Raw genomic sequence first — 25929 nt, forward strand, 5'->3', positions numbered from 1 at the left:
ATAGAGCGGCAACGTGGCTCAGATTTCAACGTGAAAGCGTCCCGAAATGGCCCAGCTTTGGAAATGAATCAACAACGAGCGGAAAGGCCGAAATCTGATCAGCAGCATTGGCGTCGCGATCGGTGTGGTGTTCGAGAACTCCGCGCATCCGCTGAGGGTGGTGACGTGGCTGGGCATTCTGGCTGCGCTCGCGAACATTGTGTACATCTTCTACATCTTGCTGGTCTACCTGTTCAAGGAAGACGTCATGCCAGGTTGGACCACCATCTCTTTCCAGATGGCCGCTCAGTTCTGTTTCATCACTGCGATTCTTGCCGCCCTGGCCGAATACATCGGTCGGATCATGAGTCGATTGCAGGATCGGCCCAAGTATTTCGTGATGGACGAGCACGAGGGCACCATGAACTTGCCTGGGCAGAAGGGTTGGAACGTGGTCGACACTGCGGGCACTTCTGGTCCGCGCCAGGCGGTTGAAGAGGTCACACTGGTTCTGGAGAAACACCGTGACTGACGCCGGCTCTAGCGCCCTGGTCGGCCATACGGGGTTTGTCGGTGGCAACCTTCTGCACCAAGCGGATTTCGATGCCTTGTACAACTCCCGCAACATCGATGAGATCGATGGCAAGGTTCATTCGCACATCGTCGTCAGCGCTGCACAGGCCAAGAAGTGGTGGGCGAACCGGAATCCGCAGGAGGACTGGAGTGGCATCGAACGGTTGCTCGGTTCGCTCGCACGCTGCAAAGCAAGACGGGTGACGCTCATTTCCACCATTGATGTGCTGGGGTCGGCCGCCGGATTGACCGAACGCGACTCGCCTGCCTCGGAAGAGATGACAGCCTATGGGCTGCATCGATTGAAGCTCGAACAGGCGGTTCGATCACAGTTCGAGCAGGTGCTGGTGGTTCGTTTGCCAGGGCTCTTCGGGCTCGGGTTGAAAAAGAATGTCATCTTCGACCTGCTTCAACACAACGCGCTCGAGAACATCAACCCTCGCAGCAGCTATCAGTACTACGACCTTAGCAATCTCTGGCGTCATATCCAGATCGCGTGGGCGCAGAGGCTGGAACTGGTCCACCTATTTCCTGCACCGATCACGACGAGCGAGCTGATCGACACGTTTTTTCCAGGAACTGCAGTCGGTGCGACGGCCGCGCCGGAGGCGCACTACGACCATCGGACCATTCATGGCGCTTTGTTCGGTGGCGACGACAAGTACGTTTCGGACAAGGCGACCGTGATGCGACAGCTTGAGCACTTTGTCGAGTCCCAACGGAGCCACACCCCGTGAAACTTGCCGTCTCGAACATCGCCTGGACCGATGAGCTGCACGATCAGGCCCTGGCGGTGCTGCTCAGGCATGGGGCCCAGGGCATCGAAGTAGCGCCGACCCGTCTCTGGCCGGCCTGGGAGGGCATGTCCGTGGCCAGCGCTGCGGCGATGCGCGAGAAAGTGGGCAACTCTGGTCTTCAGATTCCCTCCATGCAGTCGCTGCTCTACGGCATGCCGCACCTCAATGTCTTCGGGGACGAAGACACGAAGTCGGCCCTGCTGGCTCATCTGGAACGTCTTTTCCCCATCGCACAGGCATTGGGCGTACGAGCGCTCGTTTTCGGTTCGCCCCGAAATCGCGATCGTTCAGGGCTCACCGACGCAGAGGCGCTGTTCCAGGCGGTGGCGTTTTTCAGGCGCGTCGCTCGACTGGCTCACCAGAACGAGGTGGTTCTGTGCGTTGAGCCCAACCCGCCTCAGTACGGCGCCAACTTCGTCACAGACTGGAGAGAGGCGCTGACCTTGGTGCAAGCCGTTGATGCGCCAGGATTTGGCCTCCATCTCGACACCGGTTGCATTCACATGAATGGCGATGACCCTGCGCAGGCGATTCGCGAATGTGGTGATGCAATTTCTCATTTCCATGTCAGCGAGCCGCAATTGTCCGACTTCTCGAAGCCTGAGGTCGATCATCGCAGCGCGGCGCAAGCGCTGGATAGCGTGGGCTATTCAGGATGGATTTCCATCGAAATGCGTTGCGGCGAAGCGCCTTTGACGGCGCTGGATGCGGCGCTGGGCCTGGTGTCAAAGACCTATCTGCACGTTCAGGCACCGATATGACCACGCAAGAGAAAAACCTGGGCCTGGCCTCCATCGTCATCCCGGCCTACAACGAAGGTGAAACCCTGACCCGGACCATCGAGGATCTGGTCAGCGCCCTTCGAAAGGCGGGGACGCGGTTCGAAATCGTGATCGTCAATGACGGCAGCAAAGACAACACCGCCGAGGTGATCTCGCAGCTGCAGATCAGCTATGCCGAGGTCAAGGGGTTCTACAACGCGCCGAGGCATGGTTACGGTTACGCGGTTCGCAAGGGCATCGACAGTGCGATCGGCGATACCGTGGCGATCGTGATGGCCGATGGATCGGACAGTCCCGAAGATCTGCTCCGGTATCTGGACTTGATTGCCCAAGGCTACGACTGTGCGTTTGGCTCGCGCTTCGGAGGAGGCGCGGTGGTTGAAAACTATCCCCGGCTGAAGCGGATCGTCAACAGGGTCGGCAACTTCGTGCTCGCGAAACTGGCGCGATCTGAATACGACGACTTCACGAATGGATTCAAAGCCTACCGGCGAGAGGTACTGGACAAGATTCAACCTTTGCGCTCAGGGCAGTTCAACCTGACGGTGGAAATGTCCATGAAGGCCGTGCGCACGGGAGCTCGATTTGCGGTCACCCCCAATGACTGGCGACAGCGGGAAGCAGGGGCATCGAGCTTTGCAGTCGTCAAGCAGTCTTTGTTGTACCTGATGACGATCCACTGGGTGGTGACGGGGCGCACCCGGTACATGCCACACATCGAAAAAGCTGCACGCGTCGACCGCGCGTGACGGATGGGTGCCATGACGCCATACCGCAAGACACCGACTGGAAACGCACTGTGGCTCGGCGCGATGCTGACAGGCGTGTTGATGTACCTCTTCTACACGCTCTACATCGACTGGACACTCGGCGGGAATTCCTGGAAGCAGGGCGACTGGTTGATCCATAGCCTGGGCGAGCCGATCCGGCGCGGGCCATTCGGCAGCGCGCTGCTGACGCTCTCTGATGCATTGGGGGGCAATCCGCTCGCGCTCCTGCTTGTTTTTCAGGGGATGGTCATTGCCCTGATCTTTTCGGTGGTCGGCGCCGCTGCATTCAAGCTCGGTGCCCCCGTCAAATTGCTGCTTGTCCTGCTTTCCCCGGCATTTGTGGTGTTGTTCTGGTTCAACGACCCACAGGGGTCGGTGCGCAAGGAAATGCTGGCGTACCTGGCGTTCCTTCCGCTCATTGTGGTCTCGATGACGGGGCGTGGACGCACTTTGGCGCTCGTGCTTTCCGTGGTGGCTTATGGGATCGCCGTCATCGCGCACGAAGGCAATGTGTTCTTCCTGCCATTCCTCTGGCTGGCCATGTGGCTGGTGTTGCCGCCTCACACCAGTCTTTACGTACGCCTCTCCATCCTTTCGGTGCCTGGCTTGCTGGCCTTGGGAGCGGGCATCTACGCCGTCGTTCATCCCAACGTATCGGACACGAAGCTGATCTGCACGCATCTCATCCAGAGAGGCATGGATGCGTCGGTCTGCGATGGCGCCATTGCCTACATGGAAACGACGCCGGAGGAAGGCCGGATGCATCCGGGGCGTTTGTTGTCAACGCATTTCAGAAGCTTCCTGTTGCTCTACGCGGCTTGCCTGCTGTCATTTCGCCTGCTGTTCCAGGGAGCGCGACGTCCGGACGCCTGGTTTGGGGCCGCCCTGGCTTCCGGTCTGGCCTTCCTGCCTCTGTATCTGGTAGCGGGTGACTACGGCCGCTGGCTGAATTTTCACATCAGCGCGATGGTGCTCGTCTTGCTGGTGTTCTTGTCCAGGGAACGTCCTGACTGGCTCTACGAGGTGCCCCGGAAACTGGATATCGCCTGCGTCCTCGTGTTGCAGTTGCTGATCGTCGGCGTATCCCATTCACCCGGTGAACTGATCGATGGCTTCGTCGTCAAGCTCGCCCGGGGGATGGCGTCCTTGATTTGATGGCGTCGACGAGCGTGTGCAGCGGGATGTCATGCTCCAGCGCCAGCCGATCGAGCTGAGCACGTGTGCGCCCCAGAAGGAAAGTCGCGATGGCTGCGTGAGCTTCCGGCTGGAACATGGCCAACGGTCCTGACATCGTGAACGCTGCTGCCTTGCACAAGGCTGCGGCAAAGTGCGGCTCCAGCGCCGCGACCGCCACGCGACCGTCGCGGCAGGGATAAACACGATATCCAGCGTGTGCGCCGCCCACAGCGCCTTGGGGTTGTGTGAGGCCCCACGCGCGGGGCAGGGCCAGCCAATTGGCCGCCTCGGACAGGGCGACTTCCTGGAAAGATCCTTTCCGTCTGGTTTTCTGCACCAGCACGGCGCTCAGCACCGCTTCGCTTGCCATGAGCGCTCCGCCCATGTCGGCGAACAGGGTCGGGGGTAGATCCAGTCCGGTGATCAAGTCCGCGTCGGCCAGGTAAGTGAGGTCGTGCCCTGGTTCCTCGGCGCGCTCGGCGGGCGCGCCCACGATGGCCACCACTGAAAGCGCGGGATGCCGCGCGTGCAACGCCTTCCAGCCAAGGCCCAGCTTGGCCAGTGCGGAAGGGCGGAACGAGGTCAGCAGCACATCGGTGCGCGCCAGCTCCTTGTGCAGCGCCGCCTGGCCACGCTCGGCCTTCAAATCCCAGCTCACGACCTTGATGCCTTCGTGCAAGGTGGAGTAGGCGGTTTTGTTGTATTGCCCCATGGGGTCGCCAGAGGCACCCGCAGGAGCTCCTTTGGGTGCGGGCGGTTCGGCCTTGAGACAAGTCGCGCCCATCTCGCGCAGACGCATGAGCGCCGCCGGACCGGGCAGGTTGAGCGCCAGGCTGAGCACGCGCACACCGCGCAGGGGCCGGGCAGTGGATCTGGAGCGGGAAGTCTGGGTCATGGGAGGTTTTTTGCGGTGGGCATGTCCCGCACTTTACCTACAACCCCCGCGGGGCCGCTCGTTACTCGCCGAAGTTCAGCGGTAGCCCCACGTAATTTTCAGCGATGGTGCGGCGGCCATGTTCAGAATGGATGAGATAGTCCAGTTCGGCTTGCTGCAGCTTGGCCACGATGGGGCCATCTTCGGGGAAGTTGTGCATGATGCCGGTGAACCACCAGGAGAACCGCTCGGCGCGCCAGATGCGCTTGAGGCAGCGTTCGGAATAGCCGTCGATGCCAGCCTCGCTGCGCTCCTGGTAGAACTCGGCGATGGCGGTGCTGAGGTACTTCACGTCGGTCGCCGCCAGGTTCAGGCCCTTGGCACCGGTGGGCGGCACGATGTGGCCGGCGTCACCCGCGAGGAACATGCGGCCAAAGCGCAGTGGCTCGGTGACGAAGCTGCGCAGCGGTGCGATGCTCTTTTCCAGACTTGGACCGGTGACCAGATGCTCAGCGGCTTCAGCGTCCAGGCGCAGGCGCAACTCGCTCCAGAAGGCGTCGTCCGACCACGCCTCCACCTTGTCGGTCAGCGGCACCTGCAGGTAATAGCGGCTGCGCGTGTGGCTGCGTTGCGAACACAGAGCAAAGCCTCGGTCGCTGCGCACATAGATCAATTCATGGTGCACGGGCGGCGTGTCGGCCAGCATGCCCAGCCATCCGAAGGGGTAGACCTTCTCGAACTCGCGGATCGCACCACGTGGCGCACTGGCGCGGCACACGCCGTGAAAGCCGTCGCAGCCGGCAATGAAGTCGCATTCAATGGTGTGTGTCTGGCCGTCCTTTTCGTAGGTGACGCGCGGCTTCGTGGTGTCGAAGTCATGCACCTGCACGTTGACCGCTTCGTAGACGGTGGTGCGTCCCACCTTCTCACGTGCTTCCATCAGATCTCGCGTAACCTCGGTCTGACCATAGACGGTCACGCGCTTGCCACCGGTGAGGGCTTCGAGGTCGATGCGGTGGCGTTGGCCATCGAAGAGCATGTCGAAGCCCACGTGGGGCAGGCCTTCCTTCAGCATGCGCTCGCCCACGTCCACTTCCTGCATCAGATCTGTGGTCACCTGTTCGAGCACGCCGGCACGAATCCGGCCCAACACATACTCCCCGCTCTGGCGTTCGAGGATGATGTTGTCGATACCGGCCTTGTGCAGCAACTGACCAAGCAGCAAGCCGGAAGGGCCGGCGCCGATGATGGCGACCTGGGTGCGCATGGGATGTCTCCAGTAGGGTGATCTGCCTTGGAGCATAGGAAATCCCACCGGCTGGCGCCATGCATTGAGGAGGTGATTGCGCGATCATCGGACCGATTGCGCGATGATCGCGCAATTTGAGAGGGCGGGGCATAATGCCGCGGATGAACAGCGTTCACCCGGTCATTGCCAAGGCCGATTTCATCGAGGGCATGGCCAAGGGCATGGCCGTGCTCGAGAGCTTCGACACCGAGCGCCAGCGCCTCAACGCCACTCAGGCCGCCGAGCGCGCCGGCATCACGCGTGCCGCCGCTCGCCGACACCTGCTCACGCTCGCGCATCTGGGCTACCTGGAGTCCGACGGAAGCCACTACTGGCTTTCGCCGAAGGTGCTGCGCTTCTCGGGCAGCTACCTTGCCTCTGCACGCCTGCCACGCCTGCTGCAACCCACGCTCAACCGCCTCGCGTTCATGACAGGGGAATCGTTTTCAGCGGCGGTGCTCGATGGCGACGAGGTGGTGATCGTCGCGCGCAACGTCTCTCTTGTTGGTCAGCGGCTCATGGCCTATGGCCTGCACCTGGGTGCACGCCTGCCTGCGCACGCCACATCCACCGGCCGCGTGCTGCTCTCGGCCATGCCACGCGCGGCTTTCAATGCCTGGCTCAAGGGCCGTGAGCTGCCACGCCTGACGCCCCGGACTACCGTGGATCACAAGATCTTCCGCGCACTCATTGCGCGTGTGCGCGAGGACGACTTGTGTGAGGCCCAGGACGAGCATGAATTGGGTGTGCATGCCTTGGCCGTTCCGCTGCGAAACATGCAGGGCCGCACGGTGGCGGCACTCAATGTGGTGACGTCGCCAGAAAGACTTGAACTGGCCCGCCTGCAGAAAGACCTGTTGCCCTTGCTGCTGGACGCGGCGCGGGAATTGCGGCCGTTGCTGTAAAGGAATCACACCCCGAGGTGCTGCTCCAGCAATTCCGGCTGTGCATGCAGTTGCGCTGAACTTCCTTCGAACACCACTTCTCCCTTGACCAGAATCACGTTGCGGTCGGTGATCTGGGTGACGTGTTTCCAGTTCTTGTCGACGATGATGCTGCTGATGCCGCTCTCGCGAATCAGGCCGCAGATACGCCAGATCTCGCGCGCGATCAGCGGCGCCAGGCCTTCGGTGGCTTCGTCGAGGATCAGCAGATCGGGATTGGTCATGAGCGCACGGCCAATGGTGAGCATCTGCTGTTCGCCGCCGCTGAGTTGCTGGCCGCCGTGATTCAAACGTTCGGCCAGGCGCGGGAAGGTCTCCAGCACACGGTCGTAGGTCCAGTCGCGCTGACCCTGGGTTCCGGCACGGGCCGACATCACCAGGTTCTCGCGCACGCTCAGGTTGCCGAAGATGCCGCGGCCCTCGGGCACATAGGCCAGACCCTGGCGCGCGATCTCGAAAGTGGGGGCGCCGGTCATGTCGCGCCCCTTCACGTGCACCTGGCCACCGCTCGGCTTGACGATGCCCATGAGTGACTTGAGCAGCGTGGTCTTGCCCATGCCATTGCGGCCCATGAGGCCGATGGTCTGGCCTTTGCCCACGGTGAAATCCACGCCGCGCAGGATGTGGCTGGCGCCGTAGTGGGTGTGCAGGGCAGTGGCCCGGATCAACTCGTTCATCAGTGCTCCTCGCCCAGGTAGGCGGCTTGCACGCCTGCATCACCGCGCACATCGGCCGGCGTGCCGCTGGCGATCACCTGACCATTGACCATCACGGTCAACTGGTCGGCCAGCGTGAACACCGCGTCCATGTCGTGTTCCACGAGCATCATGGCGTGGTCCTTCTTGATCTTCTGGAGCAGTGCCACCATGCTCTCGGCCTCGGCCTGGCCCATGCCGGCCAGGGGTTCGTCGAGCAGCAGCACGGTGGGCTCGGTGGCCAGCGTCATGGCGATTTCCAGCTGCCGTTGTTCCCCGTGGCTGATGGTGCCTGCCACGGTGTGGGCACGGGCGGTGAGGCCGGCGAGTTCCAGTGCACGTTCGCAGCGCTGGTTGACTGCAGACATGCCGTTGGCGGCAGACAGCCAGCGCAATGGATTCCAGGGGCCATGGCGTTCGCGCGACTGCGCGGCCAGGCGCACGTTGTCCCAGACGGTGAAGGGCAGGAAGATGTTGGTCTTCTGGTAGCTGCGGCCCAGGCCCAGGCGCGAGATGCGTTCGGGGCTGAGCCCGGAAGTCTGGGTGCCATTGAGGGTGATGCGTCCGGACGTGGGGGGCAGATCGCCCGAGAGCAGGTTGGTCAGGGTGGACTTGCCCGCACCGTTGGGGCCGATCACCGCGTGAATGCGATCGCGGAAAAGATCCACCGACACGTCGTTCACGGCAGCCAGGCCGCCGAAGCGTTTGGTGAGGTTCTGTGCCGACAGCAGGAGTTCGCTCATGACCCGCTCCGCTTCTTCGAGAGTTGTCCCACGAGGCCGAGCAGCCCGCGCGGCGCGAACACCACCACCAGCACGATGAAACTGCCCATGAGCAGTTGCCAGTGCTTGGTGAGGTCCTTGAAGAAGTGCATCACGTACTCGAAGGCAAACGCACCCACGATGGCACCGGCGAAATTCCCCATGCCCCCGAGAATGACCATCATGATGGCGTGCGCGCTCATGTGAAAACCCATCAGTTCCGGGTTCACGTAGCCGGTCTGCGCTGCCCACAGGAAGCCTGCCACGCCAGCGAGTGCGCCGGCCAGGGTGAAGGCCGCCAGCTTGTAGCCGAAGGTGCCGTAGCCCACGGCGCGCATGCGGTGCTCGTTGACGCGGATGCCCGCGAGCACACGACCGAAGGGCGAGAACAGCAGACGGCGCAGGAAGGCATACACCAGCACGAGCACCAGCAACGTGAAGTAGTAGAAGGTGGTCTTGTTGTCCAGGTCGATGCCGGTCCAGCCGAACAGGGAGGCGTCGGGCCGGAAGTTCACGTACAGACCATCGGAGCCGCCCAGCGCCTTGTTGTCGAAGAACAGGAAGAACACCATCTGCGCGAACGCCATGGTGACCATGATGAAGTAGATGCCGTGCGTGCGCACCACGAAGAAACCGATGACCAGCGCTGCGAGGCCCGCAGCCAGCGCGGAGACGGGCAGCGCCCACCACAGGCTGATAGGCAGGTCGGCTGGCGTGAGGAATGCCAGCGCATAGCCAGCCAGGCCGAAGTAGGCCGCATGGCCGAGTGAGACCAGACCCGTGACACCCTGCAGCAGGTCCAGGCTCATCGCGAAGATGGCCAGAATCATCATCTGCGAGAGCATTTGCAGGTAGAAGTCGGAGCCCGCGATGGGGATCAGCGGAAAGGCTGCGAGTGCGATGGCGCCCAGCAGCAGGATGAGCTGAATGCTGCGAGGCAGCTTTTCGAGTTGTGCTTTCGGAGAGCTCATTGTTTGAAGAGCCCTTCAGGCTTGTAGAGCAGCACGGCGGCCATGAGCATGTAGACGGCCATGCCGGCGATCTGGGGAGCCAGCACCTTGCCAAAGGTGTCCACCAGGCCCACGAGCAAGGCGGCGACCAAGGCGCCACGCACCGACCCGATGCCACCGATGACGACCACCACGAAACACATGATCAGCACCGAGCTGCCCATGCCAGGGTAGACGCTGGAGATGGGCGAGGCGATCATGCCGGCGATGGCGGCGAGGCCCACGCCCAGCGCAAACACCACGCCATGAATCAGGCGGATGTTGATGCCCAGCGACTCGGTCATTTCGCGGTTGAAGGCTCCGGCGCGGATCTTCATGCCCAGGCGCGTTCTGGAGATCAGCAGGTACAGGCCCAGAGCGAGCGCGATGCACACGCCCGACATCACCAGGCGGTAAACCGGATAGGAGAGGTTGTCGGTCAGCGGAATGGACCAGTTGAGCAACTCAGGTACCTGGACCGAGTGCACGTCGTCCCCCCAGAGGATGGAGCGCACCTCCTCGAAGATGTAGATGAGACCGAAGGTCAGCAGCACCTGGTCCAGGTGGTCGCGGTGGTAGAAGTGGCGAAACAGCAGCCACTCCAGCAGCCAGCCAAACACCACGGCCAGAATGGCGCCCAGCACGATGGCCAGCACCAGACTCTCCAGCTGGCCGGCCAGGAACCAGGCGAGGTAGGCGCCCAGCATGTAGAAGCTGCCATGTGCGAGGTTGACCACGCCCATGATGCCGAAGATCAGCGTGAGCCCGGCGGCCAGCATGAACAACAGCAGGCCATACTGCAGACTGTTGAGCAACTGGATCAGGAAGTTGGCGAAATCCATGGTGCGGGATGCAGGCGAGTGGGGAAAAGAGGCGAGCAAAAAGCAGACCAGCGCCGCTGGGGCGCCGGTTTGGAGTGCAATCGGGTGAAGAGCAGCGTGCTCAGCCCATGCGGCAGCCGGCGGCGGAGTCGGCCACGGCCTTCTGGGCGACGCCAATCACCTTGTTTTCCTTTTTCTCGACCTTGCGCAGATAAATGTCTTGCACAGGGTTGTGAGCCTTGCTCATGGTCCACTTGCCACGCGGGCTGTCGATCACAGCACCTTCCATGGAAGCATAAAGCGCCTTCTTGTTGTTGAGGTCGCCCTTGACGGCATTCGCTCCCTTGATGAGCAGCAGGCCGGTGTCATAGCCCTGGACCGCGTAAACGTCCGGTTGCAGGCGGAAGGCTTTGGCGTATTCCAGACGGAATTGCTTGTCGCGCGGCGTGTTCAGCGAATCGCCGTAGTGCATGGTGGTTAGAACGCCGTCGGCGGCCGGGCCTGCGGCCTCGAGCACGCCCTCGGTCAGGAATCCCGAGCCATAGAGCTGAATGGTCTTGTTCAGGCCTGCGGCGGCGTAGTCGCTCATGAACTTGGCCGCACCACCGCCGGCGAAGAAACAGGCCACGGCATCGGGCTTGAGCGAGGCGATCTCGGTGAGCAGCGCCTGAAACTCCACGTTGGGGAAGGGCAGGCCGAGCTTCTTGACGATGGTGCCACCCGCAGCGGTGTAGCTCTGTTCAAAGCCTTCGAAGGCCTCGTCGCCAGCGGCGTAATTCCAGGTGATCCAGACGGCTTTCTTGTGGCCGCGGTCCACCATGGCCTTGCCCAGCGCGAGCGTGGGCTGAGAGTTGGTGAACGAGGTGCGGAACACATTGGGTGCGCACTGGGCACGCGTGGCCACGTGCACGCCAGCGTTCGGGATCAGGTTCAGCACGCCCGTGTCGCGAGCGACTTTGTGAATGCCCATCTGCACGCCGGAGTGCACGGTGCCAATGAGGACATCGACCTTGTCGCGTTGCACCAGACGGGTGGCATTCTCGATGCCCTTGGCCGGGTTGGATTCGTCATCGACCTTGAAGTATTCGATTTCGCGGCCGCCGAGCTTGCCACCTTGTTCATTCACGGCCATACGGAAGCCGTTCTCGATCGCCACGCCGAGCTGGGCAAAAGTGCCGGTGTAGGGAAGCATGAAGCCCACGCGGACCTTGTCCGACTGCGCGCGCACGATCTGGGGCAGCAACAGGCCTGTGGATGCGGCGCCGATCACGGCAGCGCTGCGGGTCAGGACGAGTCGGCGGGTGGTCATGGTGTGTTCTCCTTTGGATGGTTTGCCGGGATGCGATTCACTTTAGACGGCAGGGTGGTGCTTGGCGATCCTGACTTACCCGTACTTTAGATATGAACAATTCAGGAGTGAAATTTGATCGTTTCCTCAGACGCCGCATGAGAAATAGTGCATCTCAATGGCCTGCAATATATTGCATATTTGCTTTGATCAACTGCGGGAAAACCCTCAATCCAAGAGCCGGACGAGCAAGAATTGACGCCATGTTGGCTGCGCCATCGGATCGCAGCTTGCGGCGAAACCTGGCGAGCTTCTCAAGCGTGAGAATTCGCTAGGAAGAAGGTGGTGAAGGTGAAGAGCATGCGCCTCGATGGAGCCAGCGGCGAAGGCTTGGCCTGCCCGGAGGGACTCGAACCCCCGACCTGCTGCTTAGAAGGCAGCTGCTCTATCCGGTTGAGCTACGGGCAGACAGAGTGACTGGTGATACAAAAAAGGCCCACACTGTGGGCCTTTTTGTTTCGATCAATGGTCGGAGCGGCGGGATTCGAACTCGCGACCCTCTGCTCCCAAAGCAGATGCGCTACCAGGCTGCGCTACGCTCCGACTAAGCGGTGGATTGTACCTGTTGCCAGGCACCCCATCGTCCACCTCATCGTTTTTCGTATTGCGTCTTGCCAAACAGCACGTCGCGCGACTTGTCGTCCGTCAGCGGCTTGCGGGCGTCGGCCAGCACGGTCACGGCGCGTTGCACAGCCGGTCGCGCGGCGATGGTGTCGAACCAGACCTTCAGTCGCGGATGGTCGGCCCAGTCGATGCCCTGGTTCTGCCAACTGCGCAACCAGGGAAAGATGGCGATGTCGGCCACGCTGTACTGGTTGCCTGCGATGAACTTGTGTTGGGCCAGTTGGCGGTCCATCACGCCATAGAGGCGCCTGGCTTCATTGGAGTAGCGGTTGATGGCGTACTCGATCTTCTCGGGTGCGTACAGGCGGAAGTGGTGCGCCTGGCCCAGCATGGGGCCCACGCCACCCATCTGGAACATCAACCACTCCAGCACCTTCCATTTCGCGCGGTCCGACCTGGGCAGGAATTTGCCGGTCTTGGCGGCCAGGTACAACAGGATCGCGCCGGATTCGAACAAACTGATGGACTCACCATCCGGCCCCTCTGGATCTACCAGGGCCGGGATCTTGTTGTTCGGGCTGATCTTCAGAAACTCGGGTGCGAACTGATCGCCCTGGCCGATGTTGATGGCGTGCACTTGCCAGTCGCGTCCCAGCCGCAGGCCACATTCCTCCAGCATGATGTGAACTTTGTGTCCATTGGGCGTGGGCCAGGAGTAGACGTCAATCATGAAGAGAGGCCTTTCTGTCAGTAGAGGGCGGTTGGTTATGCTCGGTGGCAATTCACTCTACGGGAAAACACAAGTCCATGTTCGAGCGACTGGGAAAAGCGTTGGGTGCTCTGTTGACATCCTCAGACCCTTCGGGTCCGCTGGCGCACTGGGCCTTGTCGCACGGGCTGGCATTCAAACCCATGTTCGGCGGCGCGTACGCCATGGTGGGTCAGTGGCAGAGCCGAAGTGTTCGCATCGAATGCGGAGCACCTTCGCGGCCCTATTTGCAGGGCATGGAACTCATGGGCCGAGTCGATCTGGGCCTGGCCACGCCGGGCAGTGTGGTGCTGATGAACCGCTCACTCAAGCGTGCATTCGAGCAGCAGGCGACGGCGCTGTATGCCAGCTACACCGACAGCCTGCAGACCAGTGCCGCGATGCTGCCGGAGGAAATCCGGTGGCTGGCGATGTACCGCGATGCGGGTTGGGCCGGGCCCGACGAGGCGTTCTGGGAACGCTATGCCGTGCTCACCGACTCGACCGATGCTGCCAGGTCATGGATCGACGCGAGCGCCGTGCAGCGGCTTATGGACTGGCCGGGCGACACCGTTTCCGCTGCCACGCCGTTGCTGTTCATGCTGCTGCGTGGCAAGGTCTATCTGCGCCTGCAGATCGACCAGACGCGAGACGAGCCCGCGGCGTTGCATGCCATGGAGCTCCTTCGCCACCTGAGCGAGCAGGCCAGCGCGCTGCCCACGTCCTGAGGCGTGGTGAGCGTCTTCAGAAGCCGCGCGTGACCGGCATCTCCACGTCGGTCTTGACCGTCATGTGGCGTGCGAGTTCCAGTTTGGCGATGGACTGGCGGTGCACTTCATCTGGCCCGTCGGCCAGGCGCAGCGTGCGCTGGCTGGCATAGGCGTAGGCGAGCGGAAAATCGCCGCTCACGCCACCGCCGCCATGGGCCTGAATGGCCATGTCGATGACGTCGCATGCCATGTTGGGAGCCACCACCTTGATCATCGCGATCTCGGCCTTGGCCACCTTGTTGCCCACGGTGTCCATCATGTAAGCCGCCTTGAGGGTGAGCAGGCGTGCCATCTCGATGCGGCAACGTGCATCGGCAATGCGCTCGTGCCATACCGATTGCGCTGACACCGGCTTGCCGAAGGCCACACGGCTGTTGAGCCGCTGGCACATCAGTTCCATGGCGCGCTCTGCTGCGCCAATGGACCGCATGCAGTGATGGATGCGGCCGGGGCCGAGCCGACCCTGGGCAATCTCGAAGCCGCGGCCTTCGCCGAGCAGGATGTTGCTGACCGGCACGCGAACGTTCTCCAGCAGCACTTCCATGTGGCCGTGCGGCGCATCGTCGTAGCCGAACACCGAGAGCGGTCGCAACACGGAGATGCCTTTGGTATTCGCCGGCACCACGATCATCGATTGTTGTGAGTGGCGGGGCGCATCGGGATTGGTCTTGCCCATCACGATGTAGACCGCGCAACGCGGATCACCCGCGCCGGAGGACCACCACTTGCGGCCGTTGATCACGTACTCGTCGCCATCGCGCTCGATGCGGCACTGGATGTTGGTCGCGTCCGATGAGGCCACTTCGGGCTCGGTCATCAGGAACGCCGAACGGATTTCGCCGCGCAGCAGGGGTTCGAGCCATTCATCTTTCAATGTTTCGCTGGCGTAGCGCTCCAGCGTTTCCATGTTGCCGGTGTCGGGCGCGGAGCAGTTGAACACCTCTGCCGCGAACGGCACGCGGCCCATGATCTCGCACATCGGTGCGTACTCAAGGTTGGACAGGCCCTGCGGCGCACGCGGGCTGCGTGGCAGGAACAGATTCCACAGGCCTGCGGCCAGCGCCTTGGGCTTGAGCTCCTCAATGATGGCGGTCGGTACCCAGGGGTTGCCCTTGGCCCGATTGGCCGAGATTTCCTCGAAGAAGCGTGCCTCGTTGGGGTACACGTGCTGGTCCATGAACGCGAGCAGGCGCTCGCGCATGTCCTTGACCTTGTCGGTGTAGTCGAAATTCATCGTGTCTCCTGTAGGGTGAGGCTTGGATGCCTGGGAAGGGGATCAGCCGGCGCTGGCAAACTGCCAGGCCAGTTCGGCCATGGGCCGTGCACCTGAGGCCGACTTCACGGCCTGGGCGCTGGATGCGGTGCCGGCCTCCACCCGCTTGGCGATGCCTTGCAGGATGGCCGCCAGGCGGAACATGTTGTAGGCCAGGTAGAAATTCCAGTCCGCCTTGAGCTGATCGGGCTGCACGAAGCCGGTGCGCTCGCAATACAGCGCGATGTAGTCGGCTTCCGATGGAATACCCAGCGCTGGCAGGTCCAGGCCGGCGATGCCGCGAAACGCGCCGGGTGGAATGTGCCAGGACATGCAGTGGTAGCTGAAGTCGGCCAGTGGGTGACCCAGGGTGGAGAGTTCCCAGTCGAGCACCGCGAGCACGCGCGGCTCGGTGGCGTGGAACATGAGGTTGTCGAGTCTGTAATCGCCGTGCACGACAGACAGCAGCGACTCGTCGCGTGCCATGGCCGGCACGTTCTTCGGCAACCACTCCATGAGCCGGTCCATGGCGTCGATGGGTTGCGTGACTGACGCCTGGTACTGCTTGCTCCAGCGGCCGATCTGGCGTTCGAAGTAGTTGCCCGGCTTGCCGTAGCCGTCCAGGCCGATCTCCAGCGGTCGCACGGTGTGCAACGCGGCCATCACGCGGTTCATTTCGTCGTAGATCGCGCCGCGCTGCGTGGGTGTCATGTCAGGCAGGGACTGATCCCACAGCACGCGCCCATCCACACATTCCATGACGTAGAAGGCGCGTCCGATGACCGATTCGTCTTCGCACAGTGCGTGCATCCGGGCCACCGGAACGCCCGTGCCGTGCAGTGCGCTCATCACGCGAAATTCACGTTCAATGGCATGGGCCGATGGCAGCAGTTTCGCCACGGGCCCAGGCTTGGCGCGCATCACGTAGGCGCGTTGCGGTGTGATCAGTTTGTAGGTGGGGTTGGATTGCCCGCCCTTGAACATCTCGACGGTGAGCGGACCGGCGAAGCCAGGGACCTGTGTCTCCAGCCAGGCCGAGAGGGCCGCTTCGTCGAACGCGTGCTGGTCCGCCACGGGCCGGGTACCGGTGAAGTTCTGGTGATCGCTCATGAAGCGGGTCCCCGAGGCGAGGTGAGGTAAGGGGATGACCGCGTCGGCCGTTGACCGACCTTGCTCAGGACTCCGACTCGGCAATGCGCATGAGCATGTCGCGGTTGCGAACCACCAGCCCACCTTGTTCGATGCGGATCGCGTTCTCGCGCTCCATCGACTTGAGCTCCTGATTCACACGCTGGCGCGAAGCCCCCAGCAACTGCGCCAGTTCTTCCTGGGCCAGTTGCAGGCCGATGCGCATCTCGCTGCCATCCGACAGGCAGGGCACGCCGTAACTGCGCACGAGGTGAAGCAACTGTTTGGCCAGGCGTGCGCGCAAGGGTAGGGTGTTGAGGTCCTCCACCAGGCCGAACAGCGTGCGGATGCGCCGCGCCTGCAGGCGCATGAGCGCTTCGTAGAGCTCCACGTGTGTGCTCAGAATCTTCTGGAAATCGGTCCGGGCCACGCAAAGCATGGTCGTGGGTCCGTGGGCGTAGGCATCGTGCGTGCGCTGGTCGCCGTCGAACATCGCCACATCGCCGAACCACACACCCGGCTCCACATAGGTCAACGTGATCTGCTTGCCCGAGAGCGAGGTCGAACTCACGCGCACCGCGCCCTTGGCCACAGCCGACCATTCGGAAGGTGGATCGCCGCGGGCGACGATCAGGTCGCCGTCCTTGAATCGCTTGACGTAGGCGCATCGGAGTATGTCGTGACGCAGGGAAGGAGATAGGCTGCTGAACCAGCGACCGTTGTTGATCGCCTCGCGTTCTTCCATTGTCAGAATCGGTTCGTCCATGGGCTGTCTTTTGAGTGACTGGAAAAGCGATCATTGTCACCACAGGGACGTGGCGGGAGGATCAGGGTATGCGCGCAGGCTCTGCGCTGGGGCGTCGCTCAGCGGTAGCTGGCGGGGCGCTTTTCCATGAAGGCACTGATGCCTTCACCCGCATTGGCGTGGTGCAGGCAGCGCACGAAGTGGTCGCGTTCGGCCGCGAGCTGGGCATGCAGCGCCTGTGTGGATGCGTCGTTGGCCAGCTCCTTGATGCTCGCCAGTGCGTTGGGCGCTCGTGCATTGAGCCGCTCGCTCAAGGCCAGAGCATGGGTCAGGGCCTCGCCGGGTGCGCTGACCTGGTTGATCACGCCCAACTGATGCAGTCGCTCGGCGCCGATGCGGTCCCCGCACATCAGCAACTGCAGCGCGGTGGCGCGTGGCAGGGCGCGCATGAGGCTCCAGGTCGCGCCACCATCTGGCGAGAGGCCGACGGTGCTGTAGGCCATCACAAAAACACTGTTCTGCGCAGCCACCACCATGTCGCAGGCCAACACCAGGGAGAAACCAGCGCCGGCACAGGAGCCTTCCACCGCCGCAAGCACCGGCTTGGGAAAGGTGCGGATGGTCTCGACCCAGTTGTGAAGGCCTTCGATGCTTTGTGCCTGAACCTCGGGCGGTTGCTGGCGATTGTCCAGCAGCCGTTGCAGGTTGCCGCCCGCGCAGAAATGGCTGCCTTCTCCGGTGATCACCACGCTGCGCACTTCGTCGCTGCTCTCGGCCACGTTGAGGGCCTCCACGCCGGCGGCGTACATGTCCGGACTCAGCGCATTCCGGTTGTCGGGGTTGCTGATGGTCAGCACCATGGTCTGGCCATGGCTGTGGCTCTTGAGGCTGGCGGTCATGAACTCTCTCATTCCTCGTGGGTAAGACTCAAGCCCAATGCGCCACGCCGACGCAGCCAGGGAGAAGGGCGGTAGCGTGGATCGCCGTACACGGTCTGCAGGTTGAACAGGATCTCCAGCACGTTGGTCGGCCCGATGCGATCGCCCATGGCCAGAGGCCCTGCCGGGTAGCCCAGGCCGAGTGTGACCGCGATGTCCAGATCGGCGGGTGAGCAGATACCTTGCTGGCACATGTCGGCGGCAATGTTGACGATGGTGGCGACCACGCGCTGCGTGACGAAACCGCCGCTGTCGCGGATTACGCTCACCGGCTTGCCATCGCGCGCGAACAGCGCGTGCGCGGCGTCGCGCATGTCGGCTCGCGTGGCGGGGTTGGTGGCCAGCACGCGACGGCGCGTGGCGGCGTCTTCCAGCATCATGTCGATGCCCAGGGTGCGTGTGGCGTCCAGCCGCTCCACCGCGGCCAGTGTGGTCACGTCCAGACCCAGAGGCGCCACCAGGATCAGCGCGCTGGCCGAGGGGGTGGCCCCGGTCTCGATGCTTGCACCCAGGTTCTTGAGCAACTGGTAAAGCTCCTGGCGCCTGGCTGCCTTGGGCGAGACCCACACAGGTGGAAGTTCAGCGATGCTGGGGGTGGGTGGCTCGGCGGACAAGCGGGCCACGCCCTTGTCGTAGACGTAGAAACCTTCGCCGACTTTCTTGCCCACCACACCGCCAGCGAGGCGCTGGGCGGTGATGACGCTGGGCCGGTAGCGTGGTTCTTCGAAGTACTGGTGGTAGATGGATTCCATCACCGGGTGCGAGACGTCCAGCGCGGTCAGGTCCATCAGTTCGAACGGACCAAGGCGAAATCCCATCTGGTCCTTGAGGATGCGGTCGATGGTGGCGAAATCGGCCACCTGCTCCCCAACCACCCGCAGCGCTTCGGTGCCATAGCCGCGCCCGGCGTGATTGACGATGAACCCGGGCGTGTCCTGGGCCACCACCGGGGTGTGACCGAATTGGCGTGTGTAGTCGGTGAGGCGCTGGCACACCTCGGCACTGGTCTTCAGGCCAGCAATGACCTCGACCACTTTCATCAGCGGTACGGGGTTGAAGAAGTGATAGCCCGCGAGTTGCGTTGGGCGCTTGAGTGCCGCGGCGATCGCGGTGACCGAAAGCGACGAGGTGTTGGTTGCGAGAACCGCGTCGGGCTGCACGATGCCTTCGAGGTCGGCAAACAGCCGTTGCTTCACATCCAGCCGCTCGACCACTGCCTCGACCACCAGATCGCACGGAGCGAGGTCGGTCAGCGCCTGGGCCAGATGAAGGCGTTCCAGGCAGGCCTGCATGGTGGCGGCGTCCATGCGGTTCTTGCCCACGAGTGTCTGCCAGGTGGTCTGCAGGGCGTCCCGAGCGGCCTGGGCGGCACCGGCCTGCACGTCGAAAAGCCAGACCTGGCTGCCGGCCTGTGCCGCCATCTGGGCAATACCGCGGCCCATGGCACCGGTTCCAACAATGCCTGCCGACGGAAAAATGGGTTGCATAAGTGTGTCGTATTTGGAATAAGAGGCCCGGCGGCTATGACAAAATGACCGAACGAAAGAACGAAGGACATCCAACGTGCGCCAGACATGGACAGCCTGTATTTTGCTATCAACTGCCATGGGCAGTTCGGCAGTGACCTTGGGAAGGCACAGTGGCGCAGCCCTCATTGGTCAACCGCTTGATGTCCGGGTGCAGCTTCTGGTCGGTCCTGATGAGGACGCCACCAACCAGTGCGTGACCACCGACGTGTTCTATGGCGACGCCCAGGTCTCGCCGGGCACCGTTCGCAGCACGCCCCAGAAGGCCGCCGGGGCCGATGCCCAGGCCTCGGTCCGCATCCAGTCGACCTTGCCGGTGAACGAGCCCATCGTCACGCTTTATGTGAAGGCAGGTTGCAGCAACCCTTTCACCCGACGCTATGTGCTGCTGGCCGATTTGTCATCGGAACCCGCAACGACCAGTTCTGCTGCACCCTCTGCTCCCTTGGCTGCACCCGTGCGGCCTCCCGCTGCCGAATCGGTGACGCCACCACCCCGTGCCGCGGCGGCGCCACGCTCTGATCGCGGTGCCAGAACCCCTGGCGCTTCCACGCGACCCGCCCCCGGGGCTGCGAGCCAGGCCAATGACCGGTCGGCTCCTGCCTCGAGGCCTCCCAGCGTGGTGCGCCGAGCGCCCACTCCCGTGGCAGCGCCGCGCCTTCAACTCGACCCGGTGGATCTGGACCCCGGCATCGAGCGCGATCCGACGCTCAGGCTCTCACCGTTGATGCTCAGCGAACCTGGAAGCTCCGAAGAAGCGCGGGCCGCCGCGACCGAGCGCTGGAAGGCCATCAACGCCTCGCCCGAGGACATCTTGCGCGATGCCCGCAAGCTGGGCCTCCTGGAGGCCGAGGCTACCGAGCTGCGCAACGCGCAAACCAGGGACCAGGCCAGCCTTGCCGAGCTGAAGTCCCAGCTGGAACAGGCGCGGGACCAGCGGTACAGCAACCCGCTCGTTCATGTGCTGGGTGGCTTGCTGCTGCTCGCGCTGCTGGCGTTGTTGTGGATCTGGCGGCGCAAGGCTCCGGCGGCAGGTTCCGAGGCTTCGCGTGCGTGGTGGTCATCTCATCCCGATGACAAGACGGCGGCCGACAAGCTTGGCGAACCTGTGGTGCGCAGTCCGCCGACGCCTGCCCCGATCGTCGATGAAGGCAAAGAGATCGACTTCAATCTGGACGACGATTCTTCATTTGATGTGCTGACCCCCCCCAGGGCGGGCACGGTGCGCAGCGGCAGGCCTCCCCTCGCAGCGGAGCAGGCTCCAGCTCTGCCCACCCGCGACAAACGCGAATTTTCGTCCAGCGCCATCGGCGGCTCGCGTTCCATCGCTACCGAAGAGTTGTTCGATATCCAGCAGCAGGCCGACTTCTTCGTCTCGCTGGGCGAGGATGGACAGGCCATTGAGGTGCTGCGCAATCACCTTGCCGAAAGCCATGAGCCCAGCGCCTTGGCCTACCTCGATCTGTTCAAGCTGTACCACCGGCTTGGCCGGCGCCACGATTACGACCAGTTGCGCGACGAATTCAACCAGGTCTTCAACGCCGGCGCACCACCTTTCGATCACTACACTGACGCCGGGCGAGGGCTGGAAGCCTATGAGACCGCGTTCAGCCGCATCCAGTCGCTGTGGCCGGAGCCCCGTGTGCTCGATCTGATCGAGCAATCGATCTTTCGCGATGCTTCCGACGACGAAGTCGAAGTCTTCGACCTTGAGGCTTACCGCGAACTCCTGCTGTTGCATGCGATAGCGAAAGATCTCATCAAGCGCGATGGAACCCAGACCGCAGGCAACAGCGAATTCCGCCACACCGCCGTGCAGCCCCTCAAGGCGGCTGGTCGCCTGCTTGAGGGCTCGCCGATTGCCCAGACAGGATCTGCCCACGACGTTCGCGAGCGCAACACCCAACCCATGGGGCTGGACACGATGACACCTGCATCCTCGCGCCTGGGGCTGGACGTGAATCTGGACGACCTCTCGGAGTTTTCGGCATTCGAAGCCTCGCTGCCGGAAGTGGACGTGACCATCGAGCCAACCGTCAAGCCTCCTGAAGAGGAGCCACCTGGCGATTCGGGTGGCAATCTGATTGATTTCGAAGTGCAGGACTTCATGCCGCCCGAGCACCAGGACACCGACCGTCGCGACGGTGATCCCGACAAGAAGCCCTGAACGGCACCGCCGCTCAGCGCCTGACCTGCAGGGCTCCGGGATTGACGATGTTGGTGGGCGTGCCCTTGATGAAGTTGACGACGTTGTCGAACGCCGCTGCGAAATACATCTCGTAGCTGTCCTGCTCCACGTAACCGATGTGGGGAGTGCAGATACAGTTCTCCAGGCGGAGTAAAGCGTGCCCTTGCAGGATGGGCTCCGATTCAAAAACGTCGACGGCAGCCATGCCGGGATGGCCGCGGTTGAGGGCGGCAATCAGGGCTTCGGGTTCGATCAATTCCGCGCGCGAGGTGTTCACCAGCAGCGCACTGGTCTTCATGCGCGCCAGGTCTTCCGCCTTTACACAACCCGCACTCTTTTCACTCAGGCGCAAGTGCAGTGAGAGCACGTCGGAATCTGCGAACAGCGTCGCCTTGCTGTCAACCGTCTCGTGGCCGTCTTCCCTGGCGCGTGCCCGTGCTTCCTCGCTGCCCCAGACCACAACACGCATGCCGAAGGCCCGGCCGTAGCCGGCCACCAGTTGGCCGATGCGGCCATAACTCCAGACGCCAAGGGTTTTGCCACGCAGCACCATGCCCAAACCGAAATTGGCAGGCATTGCCGCCGCCTTGAGCCCGGCCTGCTGCCAGGCACCGTGCTTGAGGTGTGACACATACTGCGGAATGCGGCGCATGGCGGCCAGCACGAGACCCCAGGTGAGTTCGGCAGTGGACACTGGAGAGCCCACACCTTCGGCCACGGCAATGCCTCGCTCGGTACAGGCGCCTACATCGAGATGACTGCCCACACGACCGGTCTGGGCGATCAGTTTGAGTCGGGGGAGTTTCTCGATGAGTTGCCGCGTGACCTGCGTGCGCTCGCGGATGAGAACCAGCACATCCGCATCGCGCAGTCGGATGGAGAGTTGACCCACACCTTTGACCGTGTTGGTGAACACCTTCGCGGGATAGGGTTCCAGTTTCTCGGCGCATCGCAGTTTGCGCACCGCGTCTTGATAGTCATCAAGGATCACAATATTCATGGCCCTATTGTGCCTTCACCACCATCTTGATCGCCCCGCCGCACGGGCGCAGTGCGCTCAGGCGGCGCGCGCAGAAACCTGGGTTTCCTGATCTGCAAGCCGATCCAGTTCGGCGCACACATCGTTGATGCGGCCCGAGATCACCAACCGCACGCCAATCGACGGTGAGGGCAGCGGATCCGTCTGGCGCAACACCCGGACACGGCACGAGCCGGGGTTTTCTGACCGCTTCAGCGGCGGAATGTGCGCTTCTTGTTGTGCGGACACATTCGCCGAGCGGCTCAGCCAGCCGGCACGAGAGAATCGCTGCACCGCACGGCTGGCCAGCGGTTCATTGGCCGCTGGCGTGCGGTGTGTGGAAGGCGCAGGCAGCCAGCAATCGATGAGCTGAAGCGGCGCGCGCCAGGTGTTGGTGTTGAAGAGGATTCCCATGCGAAACTCCTTGGTGGGGTTGAACACAGGCAGGATTGATGGAGAGTTGCCAACGCAGGGATGTGTCCTTGTGCAGGCTGCAGAAGCCCGCTGGACCAAACGCCCGCCACCTGCTGAGGCAACGCTGACCGGAACCGGTCAGAGCTGGAAACTGTTGCGGATCAACCCCACCGCCAGCCCCTCGATCTCGAAGGGCTCGCCTGGTTCGACCACGATGGTCTTGTAGTCGGGGTTTTCGGCATGCAGTTCGATCAGGTGCTGGCGCCTCATGAACCGCTTGACGGTGACGTCGTCGCCCAGGCGAGCCACCACGATCTGGCCATTCTTGGCTTCCTTGGTCGCCTGCACGGCAAGCAGGTCGCCGTCCATGATGCCGGCGTCCCGCATGGACATGCCGCGCACCTTGAGCAAGTAGTCTGGCGCACGCTGAAACAGGCTGCGCTCGACGTGGTAGGTCTGGTCCACATGCTCCTGCGCCAGGATGGGGGAACCCGCTGCCACGCGGCCGATCAGGGGCAACATGAGCTGGGAGAAACCAGGGAGCGGCAGTGTAAGCTGGCGAGCCCTTGAATCATTGATGGAGCGCAGGTCTTCGCTGCGCAACCGGATTCCACGGGACGTTCCACTGACCAGCTCGATGACGCCTTTGCGAGCCAGTGCCTGAAGGTGCTCCTCGGCAGCGTTGGCCGACTTGAACCCCAGTTCGCTGGCGATTTCGGCCCGCGTGGGTGGCGCACCTGTGCGGGCAATGGCGGTCTGGATCAATTCCAGAATCTGCTGCTGCCGGGCAGTGAGCTTCGGGGTGGCATGGGGCATGTCGGACATGAAAACCTCGTCTGGAACGTGGAGAGGGGCCGGAGGACAAGCGGGCTGGGACTGTATACCTATACCTGTTTTCTTATCCAGTGGCTGTATTTTTAACCAGTTTGGGAGACTTGGCAAGTGGCGCAGGCAAATCGGGCTGATCGATTGGTGTTGTTGGGCACGGGTGGGACCATCGCGGGGCGGGCTGCCGAGGCAGCGGACAACGTGGGTTACGTGGCGGGCCAGGTTGACGTGGCCGAATTCGTTGCTGCGGTGCCTGCACTTGATGAGGCGCCTCTCGACGTGGAACAGATCGCCCAGATCGACAGCAAGGACATGGGGCTGGGCGTCTGGCAAGCCCTGGTGCGGCGCATCGCTGCGCATCTGGAACGCCAGGAGGTGAAAGCGGTGATCGTCACCCACGGCACCGACACCATCGAAGAGACCGCCTTCCTGCTGCAAAGCTTGCTGCGACCGGCAAAACCCGTGGTGCTCACGTGCGCCATGCGGCCGTCCACGGCCCTGATGCCAGATGGCCCTCAGAACCTGAGCGATGCCGTGGTGGTGGCTCGTTATGAAGGTGCGGTGGGTGTCGTTGTGGTGTGTGCGGGGCAAGTGCACGGCGCCCGCGACGTGGCCAAGGTCCACACGTACCGGCTGGACGCTTTCGATTCGGGCGATGCAGGCCCGCTGGCATGTGTCGAGGAAGGGCGGGTGCGGGCGTTTCGCAACTGGGATTCGGCGGGTGAAGACCGGCCGTTTGATACAAAAGCGCGGGCGCGCTTTCTGGCCATCAAGGAGCTGCCGCGCGTTGAGCTGATCACCAGCCATGCCGACGCCGACGGCAGTCTGGTGCGGGGCTTGCTCGCACTGCGGCACGAAAGACCTTTGCGCGGCATCGTGGTGGCAGGCACAGGCAACGGCACGGTGCACAGTGCGTTGACGAAGGCCTTGAACGACGCGCAGGCGCAAGGGGTTCGGGTGAGGCTGACCAGCCGCTGTGTGAATGGTCGCGTGGTACCTCATCCAGGACTGGCTTTCGAGGACGCTGGCGGCCTTTCCCCGGTCAAGGCGCGGTTGGCGTTGGCGCTGGACCTGCTGGAGGTCTGATCGTGCTGGCCGCGCTCGGCGCCCATCCTTGGGCCTATCCCATGCTCGAGGTGGCGCATCTGTTGGGCGTCGCGCTGCTGCTGGGCAACCTGGTGCTTCTGGAGCTTCGCGTCTTCGGCTGGGGCGCGGCTCTGCCGGTGGAGCCCCTGGCACGCCTGAGCCTGGGATTGGCGATCAGTGGCTTTGCACTCGCTGCGGTCTCGGGCTTGCTGATGTTTGGCACGCAACCCGGGGAACTGTTGGCAAACCGTGTGTTCACAGCCAAGATGGTGCTGATCATGCTGGCGGGCTGCAACGCTGGCTGGTTCCATGCGCGTCGGTCGTTGCAACGGCAGGACGGCACGGCCCGCGCCTTGATGACGCTGTCGACCGTCTTGTGGCTGCTGGTGCTCACGTGCGGTCGATGGATCGGCTATGTGTGAATCGAAACCTGAAGGAGAACCGCATGCAAAGACGTGAACTGGTACAGGCGGGTGCACTGCTCGGTCTGACGGGCTGGAGCTCCGGTGCCCTGGCTCACCACGGATGGAGCAGCTTCGACCAGGACCGCCCGGTCTACCTCGAAGGCAAGGCCGCAGAGGTGAAATGGCGCAATCCGCACGCGGAACTGGTGCTGGAAGTGGCGGAGAACCTGACGCTGCCGGCCGACCTGGCGCGACGCCCTTTGCCAGCACAGACGGCCGGTATCGATGGGCCGGCCTTGCTGGCCAAGACCGTGTTGCCGAGTCGGCGCGACAAGCGCTGGGAAATCGAACTGGCACCGCTGTTCCGCATGGGCCAGTGGCAGGTGCCTGAGATCAAGAACGGCACCGCGATGGCCGTGGTGGGGTTCACGTTCAAAGAAGAAAAGGGCGAGGCGATCATCCGCGCCGAATACATCTTCGTTGATGGGAAAACCTACGGGCTGCGATCCAGCCCGGCTTGAGG

At 62.9% G+C, this 25929-nt stretch carries 27 protein-coding genes and 2 tRNA genes; 11 read left to right on the forward strand and 18 right to left on the reverse strand.

From position 1 onward, the window contains the following. The first annotated feature begins 127 nt into the window (after positions 1-127). The 5 genes from ACTIF6_RS18745 to ACTIF6_RS18765 are packed head-to-tail and all read left to right on the forward strand — an operon-like array spanning position 128 to position 4056. Positions 128-511, forward strand: a complete 384-nt coding sequence (locus ACTIF6_RS18745) for a hypothetical protein (RefSeq protein ID WP_439589448.1) — start codon at positions 128-130, stop codon at positions 509-511. Continuing rightward, positions 504-1289 (forward strand): NAD-dependent epimerase/dehydratase family protein, encoded by a 786-nt coding sequence (locus tag ACTIF6_RS18750; RefSeq protein ID WP_439589449.1) that lies wholly within the window; start codon positions 504-506, stop codon positions 1287-1289. The genes ACTIF6_RS18745 and ACTIF6_RS18750 overlap by 8 nt, the downstream gene beginning before the upstream one ends. Then, on the forward strand, positions 1286-2110 hold the full coding sequence (locus ACTIF6_RS18755) for a sugar phosphate isomerase/epimerase family protein (protein WP_439589450.1): 825 nt from the start codon (positions 1286-1288) through the stop codon (positions 2108-2110). The genes ACTIF6_RS18750 and ACTIF6_RS18755 overlap by 4 nt, the downstream gene beginning before the upstream one ends. Then, entirely contained in the window at positions 2107-2880 is a 774-nt protein-coding gene (locus ACTIF6_RS18760) for a glycosyltransferase family 2 protein (protein WP_439589451.1), read from the forward strand. Before ACTIF6_RS18755 ends, ACTIF6_RS18760 begins: the two co-directional genes overlap by 4 nt. Positions 2881-2892: 12 nt before the next feature. Next, entirely contained in the window at positions 2893-4056 is a 1164-nt protein-coding gene (locus ACTIF6_RS18765) for a hypothetical protein (RefSeq protein ID WP_439589452.1), read from the forward strand. On the opposite strand, the gene ACTIF6_RS18770 is transcribed toward ACTIF6_RS18765, so the two are convergent. Beyond that, positions 4022-4972, reverse strand: coding sequence for a CoA transferase (locus ACTIF6_RS18770; protein ID WP_439589453.1), 951 nt, complete (start codon positions 4970-4972; stop codon positions 4022-4024). The two genes, ACTIF6_RS18765 and ACTIF6_RS18770, sit on opposite strands and share 35 nt — an antisense overlap. Before the next feature lie 61 nt (positions 4973-5033). Then, positions 5034-6218: a 4-hydroxybenzoate 3-monooxygenase gene (pobA, locus tag ACTIF6_RS18775; protein ID WP_439589454.1), complete on the reverse strand. Its 1185-nt coding sequence runs from the start codon at positions 6216-6218 to the stop codon at positions 5034-5036. Between the two features lie 143 nt (positions 6219-6361). Here pobA and ACTIF6_RS18780 point away from each other — a divergent pair, with 143 nt between their 5' ends. After that, positions 6362-7144 carry an IclR family transcriptional regulator domain-containing protein gene (locus ACTIF6_RS18780; protein ID WP_439589455.1) on the forward strand — a complete coding sequence of 261 codons (783 nt, stop codon included), beginning with the start codon at positions 6362-6364 and terminating at the stop codon, positions 7142-7144. A gap of 5 nt (positions 7145-7149) precedes the next feature. On the opposite strand, the gene ACTIF6_RS18785 is transcribed toward ACTIF6_RS18780, so the two are convergent. The 8 genes from ACTIF6_RS18785 to ACTIF6_RS18820 form a co-directional block, all read right to left on the reverse strand. Further along, positions 7150-7860 carry an ABC transporter ATP-binding protein gene (locus ACTIF6_RS18785; protein ID WP_439589456.1) on the reverse strand — a complete coding sequence of 237 codons (711 nt, stop codon included), beginning with the start codon at positions 7858-7860 and terminating at the stop codon, positions 7150-7152. Continuing rightward, a complete protein-coding gene (locus ACTIF6_RS18790) occupies positions 7860-8621 on the reverse strand; it encodes an ABC transporter ATP-binding protein (protein ID WP_439589457.1) in 762 nt (253 codons plus the stop codon). The genes ACTIF6_RS18785 and ACTIF6_RS18790 overlap by 1 nt, the downstream gene beginning before the upstream one ends. Continuing rightward, complete coding sequence (locus ACTIF6_RS18795) at positions 8618-9610, reverse strand: branched-chain amino acid ABC transporter permease (RefSeq protein WP_439589458.1); 993 nt, start codon at positions 9608-9610, stop codon at positions 8618-8620. The genes ACTIF6_RS18790 and ACTIF6_RS18795 overlap by 4 nt, the downstream gene beginning before the upstream one ends. Then, the gene (locus ACTIF6_RS18800; RefSeq protein WP_439589459.1) at positions 9607-10470 is read right to left on the reverse strand and encodes a branched-chain amino acid ABC transporter permease; all 864 of its coding nucleotides are present in this window, start codon (positions 10468-10470) and stop codon (positions 9607-9609) included. The genes ACTIF6_RS18795 and ACTIF6_RS18800 overlap by 4 nt, the downstream gene beginning before the upstream one ends. A 100-nt stretch (positions 10471-10570) precedes the next feature. After that, positions 10571-11758: an ABC transporter substrate-binding protein gene (locus tag ACTIF6_RS18805; RefSeq protein ID WP_439589460.1), complete on the reverse strand. Its 1188-nt coding sequence runs from the start codon at positions 11756-11758 to the stop codon at positions 10571-10573. 370 nt (positions 11759-12128) lie between these two features. Next, positions 12129-12205 (reverse strand) — tRNA-Arg (locus ACTIF6_RS18810). A gap of 58 nt (positions 12206-12263) precedes the next feature. Continuing rightward, positions 12264-12340, reverse strand: a tRNA-Pro gene (locus ACTIF6_RS18815). 46 nt (positions 12341-12386) lie between these two features. Beyond that, positions 12387-13091, reverse strand: coding sequence for a glutathione binding-like protein (locus ACTIF6_RS18820; RefSeq protein WP_439589461.1), 705 nt, complete (start codon positions 13089-13091; stop codon positions 12387-12389). 113 nt (positions 13092-13204) lie between these two features. On the opposite strand from ACTIF6_RS18820, the gene ACTIF6_RS18825 reads away from it, so the two are divergent. Further along, entirely contained in the window at positions 13205-13837 is a 633-nt protein-coding gene (locus ACTIF6_RS18825; RefSeq protein WP_439589462.1) for a hypothetical protein, read from the forward strand. A 16-nt stretch (positions 13838-13853) separates the two neighbouring features. On the opposite strand, the gene ACTIF6_RS18830 is transcribed toward ACTIF6_RS18825, so the two are convergent. The 5 genes from ACTIF6_RS18830 to ACTIF6_RS18850 all read right to left on the reverse strand — a co-directional run bounded on the left by ACTIF6_RS18830 (position 13854) and on the right by ACTIF6_RS18850 (position 19429). Beyond that, a complete protein-coding gene (locus tag ACTIF6_RS18830) occupies positions 13854-15113 on the reverse strand; it encodes an acyl-CoA dehydrogenase family protein (protein WP_439589463.1) in 1260 nt (419 codons plus the stop codon). 42 nt (positions 15114-15155) lie between these two features. Continuing rightward, complete coding sequence (locus ACTIF6_RS18835; protein WP_439589464.1) at positions 15156-16241, reverse strand: phosphotransferase family protein; 1086 nt, start codon at positions 16239-16241, stop codon at positions 15156-15158. 64 nt (positions 16242-16305) lie between these two features. Next, positions 16306-17025, reverse strand: a complete 720-nt coding sequence (locus ACTIF6_RS18840) for a Crp/Fnr family transcriptional regulator (protein WP_439589465.1) — start codon at positions 17023-17025, stop codon at positions 16306-16308. Positions 17026-17123: 98 nt separating this feature from the next. Next, positions 17124-17903 carry an oxepin-CoA hydrolase, alternative type gene (locus tag ACTIF6_RS18845; protein WP_439589466.1) on the reverse strand — a complete coding sequence of 260 codons (780 nt, stop codon included), beginning with the start codon at positions 17901-17903 and terminating at the stop codon, positions 17124-17126. 8 nt (positions 17904-17911) lie between these two features. Beyond that, the gene (locus ACTIF6_RS18850) at positions 17912-19429 is read right to left on the reverse strand and encodes a 3-hydroxyacyl-CoA dehydrogenase (RefSeq protein ID WP_439589467.1); all 1518 of its coding nucleotides are present in this window, start codon (positions 19427-19429) and stop codon (positions 17912-17914) included. 190 nt (positions 19430-19619) lie between these two features. On the opposite strand from ACTIF6_RS18850, the gene ACTIF6_RS18855 reads away from it, so the two are divergent. Next, positions 19620-21635: a type IV pilus assembly protein FimV gene (locus tag ACTIF6_RS18855; RefSeq protein ID WP_439589468.1), complete on the forward strand. Its 2016-nt coding sequence runs from the start codon at positions 19620-19622 to the stop codon at positions 21633-21635. 13 nt (positions 21636-21648) lie between these two features. On the opposite strand, the gene ACTIF6_RS18860 is transcribed toward ACTIF6_RS18855, so the two are convergent. The 3 genes from ACTIF6_RS18860 to lexA form a co-directional block, all read right to left on the reverse strand. After that, positions 21649-22656 (reverse strand): D-2-hydroxyacid dehydrogenase family protein, encoded by a 1008-nt coding sequence (locus ACTIF6_RS18860; protein WP_439589469.1) that lies wholly within the window; start codon positions 22654-22656, stop codon positions 21649-21651. A gap of 57 nt (positions 22657-22713) precedes the next feature. Continuing rightward, positions 22714-23088, reverse strand: coding sequence for a hypothetical protein (locus ACTIF6_RS18865; protein ID WP_439589470.1), 375 nt, complete (start codon positions 23086-23088; stop codon positions 22714-22716). Between the two features lie 138 nt (positions 23089-23226). Then, the gene (gene lexA / locus ACTIF6_RS18870; RefSeq protein WP_439589553.1) at positions 23227-23904 is read right to left on the reverse strand and encodes a transcriptional repressor LexA; all 678 of its coding nucleotides are present in this window, start codon (positions 23902-23904) and stop codon (positions 23227-23229) included. A 156-nt stretch (positions 23905-24060) separates the two neighbouring features. Here lexA and ACTIF6_RS18875 point away from each other — a divergent pair, with 156 nt between their 5' ends. Genes ACTIF6_RS18875 through ACTIF6_RS18885 form a run of 3 tightly spaced genes read left to right on the forward strand, consistent with a single transcriptional unit; the run spans position 24061 to position 25927 of the window. Further along, positions 24061-25002, forward strand: a complete 942-nt coding sequence (locus ACTIF6_RS18875) for an asparaginase (RefSeq protein WP_439589471.1) — start codon at positions 24061-24063, stop codon at positions 25000-25002. Between the two features lie 2 nt (positions 25003-25004). Continuing rightward, positions 25005-25424: a hypothetical protein gene (locus ACTIF6_RS18880; RefSeq protein WP_439589472.1), complete on the forward strand. Its 420-nt coding sequence runs from the start codon at positions 25005-25007 to the stop codon at positions 25422-25424. Positions 25425-25447: 23 nt separating this feature from the next. Next, entirely contained in the window at positions 25448-25927 is a 480-nt protein-coding gene (locus ACTIF6_RS18885) for a DUF6152 family protein (protein ID WP_439589473.1), read from the forward strand. Positions 25928-25929 lie beyond the last annotated feature (2 nt).

Source organism: Hydrogenophaga sp. (genome assembly GCF_051860785.1).
Taxonomy (GTDB): Bacteria; Pseudomonadota; Gammaproteobacteria; order Burkholderiales; family Burkholderiaceae_C; genus Hydrogenophaga.